Source organism: Alkalihalobacillus trypoxylicola, from assembly GCF_001590785.1.
In the GTDB taxonomy this organism is placed as follows: domain Bacteria; phylum Bacillota; class Bacilli; order Bacillales; family Bacillaceae_D; genus Alkalihalobacillus; species Alkalihalobacillus trypoxylicola.
The window spans coordinates 357,780-371,484 of record NZ_LTAO01000001.1 but is presented as its reverse complement, the minus strand read 5'-3'; the positions used below and the strand labels follow the sequence as shown (position 1 = coordinate 371,484).

Genomic DNA, 13,705 nt, shown 5'->3' with positions numbered 1-13,705 from the left:
TGTGAAACTAGGATTAGAGCGATTTTTGGCATCAGAATACGAACCATTTCAGAATAAAAGGGTGGGCCTTGTCACTAATTTGACTGGTGTAAACCAAGACCTCGTTCCAACGATTGATTTGTTTGCCAAGCATTCTGGAATTAATCTTGCCGCTTTATATGCCCCAGAACATGGAATTCGTGGTGATGTAAAAGAGGGAGAGAAGGTAGATTCTTCCCAAGATCCACAAACAGGGTTGCCTGTGTATAGTTTATACGGTAAAAGTAAGAAGCCGTCTGTGGAAATGTTATCAGATGTTGATGTGATTGTATTTGATTTACAAGATTTAGGATCTAGATATTATACATTTATTTATACAATGGCTTATATGATGGAAGCTTGTCAGCAATATAAGAAGCACTTTATTGTTTTAGACCGACCAAATCCTATTGGGGGAGAAAAGGTAGAGGGAAATCTAGTTGAAGAAGATGTCCGCTCATTTGTAGGGCTATTACCGATACCGAATCGACATGGATTAACAGTTGGTGAATTAGCCATTCTATTTAAGCATGAATACGGTTATGACTGTGAGCTAACCGTTATTGAGATGGAGAATTGGAAGCGATCCTGTTATTTCGATGAAACGGAACTCTTTTGGGTACCACCTTCACCAAATGCTCCAACATTAGATATGGCTATTTTATATCCGGGTACGTGTTTATTGGAAGGAACGAATGTATCAGAGGGTAGAGGTACGACCAAACCTTTTGAATATGTTGGGGCACCATTTATAGACGGATATCAGTTGGCAAAAGAATTTAATTCACTTGGCTTAGCTGGTGTAATTGCTAGACCAACCTCTTTTGTACCAACGTATCAGAAATTTGAGGGTCAGGTTTGTAGTGGTATACAATTACACGTAACCTCTAGAGAGGACTTTCATTCATTTGAAGCAGGAGTGAGACTATTAGAAATCATTAACAAACTTTATCCGAATGACTTTCAATTTGTACAGCATCCAAATGGAAGGTACATGTTTGATTTGTTAGTGGGCACCAAATCCATGCAAGCGCAAATTCTTTCAGGAGAAACGGACACATTTTTAGCTCAATGCCAAGAACAAAGTGTTCTGTTTAAGGAGCAAACGGCTAAATATCGACTGTATCGCTAAGTAGTAATAATAGGTGCTTACACTAAGACCGTTTACAGAAAGGTAAGTAGTGGAGTTAGGGATGATGGGATTTTACGGACAAAATAAATGATTCAGCACTCAGCGTCGGGTGCTGTCCCAAGCCCGAAGTGATTTATAAAGATTTTTGCTTTTATGTGACATTCATACAAAAGTCCTTCATTTTTGTATAATAGAAATAGCCATGGAAAACAATCATAGGAGGTGACTAAATGGCCTATTTAACAGGTGGACTCATTATGTTAACAGAAATGCTTAATAAGCTTCCACCTTCTGAGAGAAAAATTGCTGCATACATGATTGAACATCCACAGGAAACCATATCTTTAACTGCCCATGAAATCGGTAAAAAAAGTGCAACGAGCAGTGCTGCCGTTATTCGCCTTTGTAAATCATTAAACTTAAAAGGGCTACCAGATTTGAAACTAAGGATAGCTGGAGATTTACAAAAAACAACACAGCTAGGTTTAAGGGATATTGAACCGAATGAACAAGCAGAAACGATTATAGATAAAATGACGAACAATTCTGTTCAAACCATACGAGAAACGGCTGAGCTTCTTAATTTACAAGAGCTAGAAAAAGCTGTAGATTTTTTAAATCAAGCACGCCGTATTCATTTTTTCGGAATTGGGGCTTCAGGAATTATTGCACTTGATGGTCAACAAAAATTTGTTCGAATCGATAAAACTGCCTATGCTTTTACTGATGTACATATGGCCACTACGATGGTAGCGACAGCGACAGAAGAAGATGTAGCGATTGGTATATCTTTTTCTGGTGAAACAAGAGAAGTCGCAAAATTTTTAGAAATAGCGAAGAAAAAAGGATTAAGGACAATAAGTTTAACGAAATACGGGCAATCACTGGTGAGTGATATAGCGGATGTTCAGCTCTATACTTCGGCAACTAGAGAGCCTACTTTTCGAAGTGGTGCAACTTCTTCACGCATTGCCCAGTTACAGGTTATTGATATTCTATTTATGTGCGTGGCATCGTCACAGTATGACAAGTCGGTTAAACACTTGAATGAAACGAGAGATGCGGTCGATTCACTTCGACAGTCGAGAGGACGAACCAAAAAATAAGTAGCTTTCAAACGGATGAACAAAGTGAGGTTCATAGCTATGAAGTTATTACCAGAATTAGCTAAAAAAGTAATCGATGAAGTGCGTCTTACCTTAAACGAAAGGTTAATTATTATGGATGAGGAAGGAGTCATTATTGCTGCTACTGAGCAAGAACGAATTGGTACTATTCATCAAGGAGCTAAAACGGTCTTAAAAAATAAAGAAAAACTTTACATTAACGAACATAATAGAAAGACATTAAAAGGTGTTAAATTAGGAATCAACTTACCCATTCAATTCGAAGGGAAAATAATAGGTGTACTAGGTGTAACAGGGCATCCTCAAAAAATAGAGAGCTATGCTGATCTTGTGCGTAAGATGACAGAATTAATGATTAAGGAAACCTATTATATTGAGCAAAAGGAATGGCAGCAAAGAGGAATAGAAACATTTTTTCATGAGTGGATGAACGAAGAAAAAATGGAAAAATCTATCATTCAGCGTGGTCAACTTTTAGGAATAGCGGTAGGAACTCCTTATATATGTATAAGTATTGAAGCTGTAGATTCAAATGAGAAGAGTGTCTATTCGTTTATGAATGATTGGTTTACGCACGCTTTTCCAAAAAGACAAAATGATAGGTTGATAAGAACACTTGATGGAGACTTTTTATTATTACGTTCGGTAAAAAAAGATGAGCATGAGTACGAAAGAATCAAAAGTGAGTTGCAGCGCTGGCGCACTAATTTTTTGAAACTCCATCAAATGGGAAGCTTTCACGCTGGTATTGGCGATACACTAGTAAGCAATCAATTAAAAGGTGCCTATACCGAGGCAAGGAAAGCGTGCAAAGTAGCCAATCAAAATAAGGCGATCGTTTTTTATAATGATTTATCACTCGACATCATTTTTTCCGAAATTAATAGAGCTACACAAACAGAATTCATGAATCGGGTATTATGTCCACTATTAAAAGAAACCGATTTGATGACTACGCTAAGAGCATATTTACACCATAATCAATCGATTGTAGAAACAGCAAAATCCTTACATATCCATAAAAACACCCTACACTATCGATTAAATCAAATAAGTCTATTAACCGATATTGATGTTAAAAGCTCGCTTGGCATCACTTTATTTTATCTAGCTCTCTTGTTTACTGATGAGAATTCAGCGTCATTTCCTCTAGATATATAGATAGGTACGTTTAGCTGAAGGCAATAACAAAAGCAAATTAAAAAGAATGAAGAGTGTTGGACTGTTAGCTTAGCTCAAAAACAATCCAACACTCTTATATCATAAGAGAAAACAGCACAACTAACAGTATCTTTAAATGATAAATCTATGAATGTGCATTCTCATAAGCTTCGAGCAATAAATCAACAATATGAACCGCACGCATTTGCCCTTGCAAGCCTTCCTTTTCAATCCCAAGCCTCATTTGCAAAAGACAACCAGGGTTAGAAGTAACGATCGTTTTTGCTTTCGTTTTTTTCGTTTCTTTCATTTTATAGTCAAGGATTTGCATCGACATTTCCGACTCAACAATATTGTAGATACCAGCTGAACCACAGCAACGATCCGCATTTTTCATTTCTACATAGTCAGAGCCTTCAATCGATTGAAGCAATTGTCTCGGTTGAATGAACGTTTTTTGACCATTACGTAGATGACATGAATCCTGGTACGTTAATACCTCATCCTTTAATTTGAGCGATTCTTGCTGAAAATTCAACTCAACGAGAATGGAAGTAATATCTTTAATTTTTGCTGTAAAAGCTTTAGCTCGTTCATGCCATTCTGGTTCACTCTTTAAGAGGTGGTCATAATCGACCAAAAAGGCTCCGCAACCACCAGCGTTCGTAATAATATAATCGATCTCAGCTTGTTCAAATGCGATAATATTTCTTTTAGCCAATTCTTTTGCTTTTGCTTTTTCTCCGCTATGTCCATGTAGGGCTCCACAGCAAGCTTGTGTTTTCGGAATCACGATGTCACAGCCTGCATACTGTAAAAGTTTTTTTGTCGCTTCATTGGTTTTCATAAATACGGTGTCCATTAAACAGCCGTTGAAAAAAGCAACGTTTTTCTTTTTATCGCCTATCGGTTTTAAATGTTCACTGCGATTTCTAATCTCCTTGCCTTTCGGTATAGCAGGTAAGGCCTTTTCCATCAGTTGCATCGTTTCTGGAAGTAACTTAAGCATATGTGTTTTGCGTGCTAAGGTGCTTAGTCCAGAGCGTTGATAAAAACCAATTAATCCGACAAGTGTAGTCATCCTATTTTGATAAGGAAATAGCTGTTCGAATACAAGATGACGAACGGCTTTTACTGGTAAAGAAGGCTTTTTGTTTTGATAAATAATGTCGCGAGCTTCTTCGAGAAGATGCCCATATTTAACACCAGATGGGCAGACAGGCTCACATGCTCTACAGCCTAAACACATATCCAATGAGCGTTTAACTTCATCATCTGGTTCTATATCACCATCAACGACTGCTTTCATTAAAGCGATACGACCACGTGGCGAGTGAAGCTCATTTTTTCCAGATTCGATGTAGGTAGGACAGGTAGGCAAACAAAAGCCACAACGCATACAGTTTAACAACTCATCATAGTCCATTTTCTCTTGAAATTGACGAATGATTCTTTCTTTCTCTGTGTTATTCATGATTGGTTCACCACAATTCTTTTACGTGAGGATTTAGCAAAGATTTTACTTGGATTCATAATATTATTTGGGTCAAAAGCATGCTTAAGGGCTTGCATGGCTTCTATACCTTCTTCGCCAAGCTTCAGGTGTAAATAAGGCGCTTTCATGGCTCCAACACCATGCTCACCCGTAATAGTACCCCCTAAAGAAACGGCTGTTTGGAAGATTTCCTCTAAAGCTTGTTCTACTCGGTGCATTTCATCTTTATTTCTGCTATCAGTCATACAGGTAGGATGTAGGTTACCATCTCCAGCATGTCCGAATGTACAGATTTCAACTTGATACTTTAAGGCGATTTCATTAATAGCTCGAACCATATTAGCAATCTCTGAACGTGGAACAGTTGCGTCCTCTAAAATAGTTGTCGGTTTTAAACGTGCTAAAGCCGATAATGCAGACCGGCGTGCTGTACTCAGCTGTTCAGCTTCCCATTCAGATTTAGCAACATTTACTTTTAAAGCACCGCTTTGTACACATATAGCTGTCATTTTTTCCATATCAGCTTGAACGGATTGAACTGGACCATCTTGCTCAATTAATAAGACGGCCTCCACATCAGTTGGAAGACCAATCTTTGAAAAATCCTCAACTACTTTAAGGGTAGGTTGATCTAAAAATTCTAAGGTTGCAGGTATCACTCGATTGGCAATGATGGTTGATACCGTCTGTGCTGCAGCTTCCATACTGTCATATAAAGCCAACATCGTTTTTTTCGACTCTGGCTTAGGAATTAGTTTGAGAATGGCCTCCGTCACAATTCCAAGCGTACCCTCAGATCCAACAAATAAACGAGTTAAATCATATCCTGCTACATCCTTCGCAAGTTTACCTCCCGTTTTAATGATTTCTCCATTAGGAAGGACCATTTCAAGACCTAATACATAATCACGAGTTACCCCATATTTTAAACCGCGTAATCCACCAGAATTCTCACTGATGTTTCCACCAATTTGAGAGATTTTCATAGAACTAGGATCAGGAGGGTAAAAAAGGCCGATTTCCTCTACTGTTTGAATCATTTCCAAAGTGTTTACACCAGGTTGAACCGTAATTGTTAAATTTTCTTGATCAATCTCAAGAATTTGATCCAAATGCTTAAATAAAAGAACAATTCCGCCTTCAAGAGGGGTTGTTCCTGCACTCAAATTAGTGCCAGAGCCTCTAGGTACAATAGGAATCGTATGTTCGTTACAAAGCTTGACAATGTCAGCGACTTCGTTTTTGTTTCTTGGTGAAAGAATGGCATCAGGCATTGCTTGATAATTCGGTGTCGCATCAAAAGAATATACGAGCTTAGATGCTGGGCTATCCTCGTAGTTTTCTTGCCCAACAATGCTTATTAATTTCATTTTTAATGAATCTGTAATCATCCGATCAGCTCCTATATTTACTACCTTTATCATAAAAAGATTGTACCTGAAAAACTATGTGTGAAAGTCTAAAAATAATGATAAAAGAAACCATTACTTTGGTTATTAACACAATTGGGAACTGTGAATCTCTTCATAATTAAGCATGCTACTATTTCCATAAGTACCTGTTGGCAAAATCAACGACCTATTCTTATAGAGGTATAGACAACTATATTAGAGTTTTGTATGATAAAAAGAAAACAAGGGGGGCCATTATGTTTGTTATAGGCATTGATGGTGGTGGCACGAAGACGATTGCCATTTTAGTTTCATCTACTGGAGAAATCGTGGCACAGGCTACAGGAGGTACTTCGAATCCTAATTCTATCGGGATCGATGAAGCCAAAAATGAACTACTAAAATTAGTCCATTCATTAAGTATTCAAAATCCAAAGGCTTATAAAAATGTGGTTAGTGTTTTTGCTGGTTTATCGGGGATCGAGTCACCAAAATACAAAGAGGAAATGAAGCAAATTTTACAAAATCAATTACCTGAGATAGCTGTCACCATTGATAATGATGCAGTTATTGCCCTTTTCTCAGGTACTTTTGGTGAGCCGGGAGTTGTACAAATTTCTGGCACCGGTTCCGTTACATATGGATTAGATTCGAAGGGTAACCGTCATCGAGTTGGTGGCTGGGGGTATTTAATAGGAGATGAGGGAAGTGGCTATGCAATTGGTCGAGCAGGGCTTCATGCAGCTTTTTTAGAAAAAGATAATCGTGGTCCGAGCACCGAGATATCCACTCTTCTTTTAGAATATTTTCAAGTTAAACAAATTGATTCAATGATACCCCTTATTTATGGGGAGAGAGCAAGGACAACGATAGCTTCACTAAGTAAAATCGTCATGCTAGCTGCTGATCATCGTGACCAGGTTGCTTTAGAGATTATTAAATATCAATCCCAACAATTAGGGGAACAAATTACCGCTTTAATACAGATAAGCACCTTTCAACTAGAAGGGAAAATCCCGGTCGTTCTTACTGGCGGTGTGATGAATAGAAGTGATTTATTATTGAATGATATCGTGAAAACGTTAAAAGACCATGGAATCAATCAAGTAGAAGTGACCGTACCTAAATTACCACCAGTAGCAGGAGCCGTTATTGCTGCCTTTCAAGCTGTCAATAAAAATTTAGATAAGATTAGCTTCCAGAATAGGTTTTTAGAGGACTATGTGTGAATTTGTCGAAATTAAAAAAGATAACTACTAAAAAACTAGTAGTGCGAATAGGAGGCGATCATAAATTCCCTAAAGGATTCGCACCGTGAAAAATGGCGAAAGCTGTCGGAATCGACTTGCTTCCGCTTGAACACTCATAAATATAGTTCTCAAATAGACAAAAAAGTATCTATTTTATAGCATTATGAAAAGTTTTCGCAGTCGCACCTCACATAGGTGCGTGGATATACCAGAGCAAAGTCCATTCTCTTTCATATTTGGTAGCACAAAACAATCTCCACCCCTTTTTCAAGGGACGGAGATTGTTTTGTTGAATCTGAATATGTCTTCATTAATAGTTTATTTAACCTAAAAAACCACCTTCGCAACGAATGGTTTGTCCTGTTAACCTCTAGTTCATCAATTTATACCATTGAGTGAAAAATATATCCATTCCAGCTTCTGCGAGAGAGAGGCATATAGCTGCTCCGATACCTTTTGAGCGACTTGCTCCAGTCACAATAGCTACTTTTCTATTTAAAGGTTTCATTATAATCCTCCTATAAATGAGGACGCACACAAAGAGACGAGTATTTATTAATAGTACGTCCTAAAACTTTTAAAAACCGGGATTTAGTATTTACATTTTTTAATCGTTTATAGGATTGTTGCCATCATAAATCTCCTTTTTCATCGCTAAATAAATCATACCATTTATAAAAAGGTTTCCATTTTTATAATTTTTTGAAACTTTTTTTATAGCTATTCGTAGAAACATAAATAAAAGAGGGATTAACTTAAATTTATGTTAATCTTTCTTCAATTTTATAAGGAGTGAAATCTTATGTTTTCTTTTAAAAAAGTAGAGTCGGATAAGTTATTACCATATGTAATGTCCATTGGTGTAATACTTATTTTAACTTCCCTCATAGTGCCGATGGTTGCTATTTTATTTATTCAAGATTTCTTGTTTTTCTCCTCTTCTCATTGGACATTCATTCGTCCTAGTGAGGCATTTATCGGATTTGGATTAGGAATGGTTTGGATAGCTGTTGTCTTATTTTCCTTATTTTTTTCAATGAAATGGTCCGAGATAAAAGATAAAGATTATAGATGGGGTCCTTTGCATGTCCTACTAGGATGCTTATCAATTCCTATTTTCCTATTATCGATATATCACTATATTTATTTAGATGAACAAGGTGTACATGAAATTTCCATCTGGTCTTTCTCGGAAGAGGGAATTTTATGGGAGGATATAGATCATACAACAAGACTCGTACAAGAAGGCAGTCAGATTACGATTTCTTACACTTTTTCTGATGGTGAAAGAGATATCACCATTCCACATGATCCACAGGATTATTTAACAAATACAGCGATTGATCGAGCCATTGATACACATCAATTAATGATTATAGATGAGATTCAATCATCTGATTGATTGATGAGGGATTTTATCCTTTTGCCAAAGTACTCTTAAGGTTACAATGATTAGCGAAATTCTAATAAAGGTTTAGTCGTATGATGCGGAGGTCTAAACTATTATCTACTTATGAATTGTGCTACAATATGAACTAAGAGACTACTATTGGAGGCAAGGCAATGGAGAAAGAGAAACAAAAATCAGGGTCTTTGGAATGGATTAAAGCATTATTTATTGCTTTAATTATTGCTTTTTTAGTACGTTACTTTTTGTTTGCACCTATTGTAGTAGATGGGGAGTCAATGTCACCTACATTACAAAATGGAGATCGAATGATTGTTAATAAAATTGGTTATTCTTTTTTAGAGCCTGAAAGGTTCGATATTATTGTTTTCCATGCTCCCGGTGGGAAGGATTACATAAAAAGAGTGATCGGCTTACCAGGAGATAAAATAGAATTTCGCTTAGATACCCTTTATATTAATGATGAGCCTATAGAAGAGCAGTATCTTGAGGAATTGAAAGCGTCTTATTCTGGGGAAACATTAACGAATAATTTTACTTTGTATGATGTAACAAATGAATTAGTGGTTCCGGAAGAACATTTATTCGTCATGGGCGATAATCGAAGACATAGTAAAGATAGTCGTGATATCGGAACCATACACTATGATGAAGTGATAGGCCAGGCGAATGTTGTTTTTTGGCCATTAAAAGATATTAGGATCGTAAAATAGGAGCGTAATAGCATGACAATACAATGGTTTCCTGGCCATATGGCTAAGGCAAGAAGAGAAGTAACAGAGCAACTGAAGATGATAGATGTCGTTATTGAACTCGTTGATGCGAGAATTCCTCTTTCATCAAGAAATCCGATGATCGATAAAATTGTTGAGCACAAACCAAGGCTCATCTTGCTTAACAAAGCTGATTTGTCGGATGAACATTTAACCAAAGAATGGAAAAAGTATTTTGAACAACTAGGACATGCTGTTCTGATTATTAATTCTCAAAATGGAAAAGGAACGGAAAAAATACAGCAGGTATGTCAGCAATTAGCTTCTCCGATGATCGAGAAAATGAAAGCAAAAGGAATGAAGCCAAGAGCGATAAGGGCAATGATTTTAGGAATTCCTAATGTTGGTAAATCGACTTTAATTAATCGGTTAGCCTCGAAAAGAACAGCACAAGTGGGAGATCGACCAGGTATCACAAAAAGACAGCAATGGATAAAGGTCGGTAAGCAATTAGAGCTTTTAGATACTCCAGGAATATTGTGGCCTAAGTTTGAAGATAAAGAAACAGGCTTTCGCTTAGCTGTTACGGGTGCTATTAAGGATGAAATTTTGGATTTTCAAGATGTAGCATTATTTGCTTTAACCTATTTGAAGCAATATTACCCAAACCGTTTGAAAGAGCGATATAAGCTAACAGAGCTTGCAGATGACAATGTCGAATTATTTGACCAAATCGGTAAAAATAGAGGATTTATTATGAGTGGTGGATATATTGATTATGATAAAGTCGCAGAAACCATATTAAGAGAGCTAAGAAGTGGGTTATTAGGTCGTTTATCATTTGAAATTCCAGAGAAAAATCTCAAGCAGACCTAGACAACACCTGTTTAAATCACCATATGATTGAAATGATGTTTGATGGATGCAAACATCAAGAACGAATCATGAACCCTCCTTATTGTGAAAAAGGAGGGTTTTTTTGAAAGGATAGAAGGAGCAAGCAGCCGGTAGCCTAACATTTTTGTTCTCATCCTCTTCCTTTTAACTTGCATCACATTTTCGAAAAAAAGCCGATATAAAAAGTGAGGAATCACCTATGAAATTAGAAGAATTGACGATAAAAGAAGTAGAAGAATGGTTAGACAAGGAAGAATACTCTTCTACAGAAAGATTAGAAGCATTAAAAAATGATTCTCGTAAAGGCGTTCAATCTTTGCTAAGGCGCCATCAAAGAAAAATAGAAGCACACAATAAGCTCATAGAAATGCATCAAGACATGCTAAAATTTGAATGGGAGTTATATGACCAAGGATATCAGCATATTGCGGGCATAGATGAAGTAGGAAGAGGTCCATTGGCAGGTCCTGTTGTAACAGCAGCTGTTATATTGCCAAAGGATTTTCAACTGCTCGGATTAAATGATTCAAAAAAATTAAGTAAAGAAAAAAGAGAAAAATTTGCTGAAATCATTAAAAAAGAAGCACAATCTTATTCCATTATCTTTTCAACAGCAGCTGAAATTGATCAATTGAATATTTATCAGGCTACAAAAAAGGCGATGGAGAAAGCTGTTCAATCTCTTTCATTAGAAGCGGATCATTTATTAGTGGATGCGATGAACCTTACAGTTGATATTCCACAAACTTCCTTAATAAAAGGAGATGCTAGAAGTTTATCGATTGCAGCAAGCTCCTGTTTGGCGAAAGTTGCTAGGGATACATATATGGAACAATTACATAAGAAATTTCCGCAATACCATTTTGATAAAAATATGGGCTATGGAACTAAGGAACATCTTGAGGGAATAAAGAAATTTGGAATCCTACCATCTGAGCATCGTAAAAGCTTTCAACCAGTATCTGAAAGTATTCGACAATCTCGACAGGAGGGGACAGGACCAGTTCAAACCTCATTATTTTAATGAAATAGGTGGTGAATGATGTGTTAACGAATTTAAACCAAACTCAGAGTAATGCGTTCATACAGAATCCTAAACAAGCGGTTGGGGTACCCAAATTGGCACTTAAAGAAGGACAGGTCCTTCAAGGGAAAGTTATGCAGCTATTTCCCCAAAATATGGCGAAGATTTCGTTACAAGGACAGACGATGATGGCGAAATTAGAGGTTGGTTTAACGTTAGGGCATTCCTATTGGTTTGAGGTGCTAAAGGGAAGGAAGCTACCAACTATAAAGCCACTACTTTTACAGCAAGCTCAGGGAAGCACCACTTCGACTTTGGGGATAGTAAAATATCTTAGTCAGGCACCAACTAAATGGACGTTACCTTTTCTCGAACAGTTATTATCAAGAAGTATTCCTTTTACAAAAGCAGAGTTTGAACAGGCGATTTCATTACTTCAATCGATGAATCCAAATGAAAAAGGAGCAAGCACTCATGTTGCTTCGTTACTTGAAAAAAAATGGCCTTTAACAAAAGAGAGTTATTTAGCCTTATTACAAATCAATAAAGGAGCGAATTCTTTTATAGAAAATGTAACAAAGCTACAGAAGCAACTTTCTTCTTTAGGAACAGCCTATCAAAATGCTCAAGTATCACTGGAAAAAACATTAAGTCAGTTTTTACATCAAAAGCCGTCTAGTCTTTTACAGCAATTATTTATTTCGACTGTCACTTCCTCCTTACAAAATGCCGACTTGGAAACAGCGAAAGCTTTTATCGCCAAACAAACATCTGACCCATCCATTGAAAAAGCTATATCGATTCTTCAACATGCTTTTACAAAAGAATCGGCGCGATTTCAGGAAAGGCAGGGTGGTTTGCGAGCAGAGCAAGACTGGGTTTCCGCTTTAAAAGAGCAAAATCCTAAGCTACTACAAGCCATTCAAACCTTACATTCAAAGCTAGGGGAGCAAACAATGGCTCTTCCTAATTTTAGTAAGCTTACGAATGCGGAAAGAATGGTTATGAGCCAAATGGTCGAATCACAGTGGAATGAAATAACGAATGGTTCTTCACCTGCAGATAAGCTTTCTATGAAGCTGAACCGTCTATTTGGAGGATTAGGCTTGCAATTTGAGCAACATTTAGCAGAAAGAATCCAACAGCAGCAGGCTCTCACTGTTAATATTGAATCTTTAAAGGGAAACTTATTACAATTGAATGGGTACCAGCATTCTCTTTCGATTAAGCAGACAGTTGAACAAATTCTTTCTCATTTGACGGGCTGGCAATTACAACTGACGGCTAATAGTACTCAAGAACCAGTTTCTTCGATGCTCTTTACTTTACCTATGATGATGGGCGATCAGTCATGGGATTTATCTTTTCAGTGGCAAGGTACCAAAAAAGAAGATGACCAAATACAATTAGAAAACTGTCGAATTTTATTTTTTCTGCAGCTTCAGAACCTAAAGGATACAATGATAGATGTTCAGATAAAAGAAAAAAATCTACACGTCGTTATGTACAATGAAAATGAAAAACCGGAACCTTTGTTGAAGCTCCTCACTCCTTTGTTGAAAGACAAGCTAACACGTGCTGGCTTTGAATTACAAACGGTCATATGGAAAAGAAGTCAGCCGATAAGCGAAGAAAATAAGGAAAACCCAAGAAGCTTAGGATGGAATTCCTCTTATCAAGGAGTCGATATATTAATATGAGTAAGCATGATGACTCTGTAAAAAAAGCGGTTGCTTTAAAGTATACAAAAGGGATTGATCAAGCGCCAACGGTTAAAGCAAAGGGCAGAAATTTGGTTGCAGAAGAAATAATTGCAGAAGCCAAAAAAGCGAATATTCCTATACAAGAAGATCCGACTCTTGTTACTTTGCTTAGTCAACTTGAATTAAATGAACAAATTCCAGAGGAGTTATATGAGTTGGTAGCTGAAATATTCGCCTTTATTTATCAGCTTGATACTTATTCGGGTGAATCTCAACCTAAAGATGAAGAGGGGTCAAAACGCCCTCTACTATAAAAGGATTTCAGTATAAAGGCTTACTAGTCATTTCATTAAAGAAGCTAAATAAGTGAATTTCATAATGGCTCT

General features: G+C 36.9%; 12 protein-coding genes and 1 pseudogene. 10 read left to right on the top strand and 3 right to left on the bottom strand.

The genetic code is table 11. The features are described from left to right. Nucleotide 1: 1 nt before the first annotated feature. The 3 genes from AZF04_RS01775 (at nt 2) to AZF04_RS01765 (ending at nt 3,438) form a co-directional block, all read left to right on the top strand. Nucleotides 2-1,150: an exo-beta-N-acetylmuramidase NamZ family protein gene (locus tag AZF04_RS01775; RefSeq protein WP_061947311.1), complete on the top strand. Its 1,149-nt coding sequence runs from the start codon at nt 2-4 to the stop codon at nt 1,148-1,150. A gap of 230 nt (nt 1,151-1,380) precedes the next feature. Then, nucleotides 1,381-2,256: a MurR/RpiR family transcriptional regulator gene (locus tag AZF04_RS01770; protein WP_235599897.1), complete on the top strand. Its 876-nt coding sequence runs from the start codon at nt 1,381-1,383 to the stop codon at nt 2,254-2,256. Between the two features lie 39 nt (nt 2,257-2,295). Beyond that, entirely contained in the window at nt 2,296-3,438 is a 1,143-nt protein-coding gene (locus tag AZF04_RS01765; RefSeq protein ID WP_061947310.1) for a CdaR family transcriptional regulator, read from the top strand. 145 nt (nt 3,439-3,583) lie between these two features. On the opposite strand, the gene AZF04_RS01760 is transcribed toward AZF04_RS01765, so the two are convergent. Further along, a complete protein-coding gene (locus AZF04_RS01760) occupies nt 3,584-4,912 on the bottom strand; it encodes a (Fe-S)-binding protein (protein ID WP_061947309.1) in 1,329 nt (442 codons plus the stop codon). Further along, a complete protein-coding gene (glcD, locus tag AZF04_RS01755) occupies nt 4,909-6,324 on the bottom strand; it encodes a glycolate oxidase subunit GlcD (protein ID WP_061947308.1) in 1,416 nt (471 codons plus the stop codon). The genes AZF04_RS01760 and glcD overlap by 4 nt, the downstream gene beginning before the upstream one ends. Before the next feature lie 257 nt (nt 6,325-6,581). Between glcD and AZF04_RS01750 the strand changes: the two genes are divergently transcribed. Continuing rightward, entirely contained in the window at nt 6,582-7,553 is a 972-nt protein-coding gene (locus AZF04_RS01750) for an N-acetylglucosamine kinase (protein WP_061947307.1), read from the top strand. A gap of 409 nt (nt 7,554-7,962) precedes the next feature. On the opposite strand, the pseudogene AZF04_RS21090 reads toward AZF04_RS01750, so the two are convergent. Then, nucleotides 7,963-8,082 (bottom strand): annotated as a pseudogene (locus AZF04_RS21090) (SDR family oxidoreductase); the annotation flags it as partial. Nucleotides 8,083-8,376: 294 nt separating this feature from the next. On the opposite strand from AZF04_RS21090, the gene AZF04_RS01745 reads away from it, so the two are divergent. The 6 genes from AZF04_RS01745 to AZF04_RS01720 all read left to right on the top strand — a co-directional run bounded on the left by AZF04_RS01745 (nt 8,377) and on the right by AZF04_RS01720 (nt 13,633). Next, complete coding sequence (locus tag AZF04_RS01745) at nt 8,377-8,976, top strand: hypothetical protein (protein WP_061947306.1); 600 nt, start codon at nt 8,377-8,379, stop codon at nt 8,974-8,976. A gap of 161 nt (nt 8,977-9,137) precedes the next feature. Beyond that, entirely contained in the window at nt 9,138-9,695 is a 558-nt protein-coding gene (gene lepB / locus AZF04_RS01740) for a signal peptidase I (RefSeq protein ID WP_045479518.1), read from the top strand. Nucleotides 9,696-9,707: 12 nt separating this feature from the next. Then, on the top strand, nt 9,708-10,571 hold the full coding sequence (gene ylqF, locus AZF04_RS01735; protein ID WP_061947305.1) for a ribosome biogenesis GTPase YlqF: 864 nt from the start codon (nt 9,708-9,710) through the stop codon (nt 10,569-10,571). A 220-nt stretch (nt 10,572-10,791) separates the two neighbouring features. Next, nucleotides 10,792-11,616 carry a ribonuclease HII gene (locus tag AZF04_RS01730; RefSeq protein WP_061947304.1) on the top strand — a complete coding sequence of 275 codons (825 nt, stop codon included), beginning with the start codon at nt 10,792-10,794 and terminating at the stop codon, nt 11,614-11,616. Nucleotides 11,617-11,636: 20 nt separating this feature from the next. Further along, nucleotides 11,637-13,316 carry a hypothetical protein gene (locus AZF04_RS01725; protein WP_061947303.1) on the top strand — a complete coding sequence of 560 codons (1,680 nt, stop codon included), beginning with the start codon at nt 11,637-11,639 and terminating at the stop codon, nt 13,314-13,316. After that, nucleotides 13,313-13,633, top strand: a complete 321-nt coding sequence (locus AZF04_RS01720) for an EscU/YscU/HrcU family type III secretion system export apparatus switch protein (RefSeq protein ID WP_061947302.1) — start codon at nt 13,313-13,315, stop codon at nt 13,631-13,633. The genes AZF04_RS01725 and AZF04_RS01720 overlap by 4 nt, the downstream gene beginning before the upstream one ends. Nucleotides 13,634-13,705 lie beyond the last annotated feature (72 nt).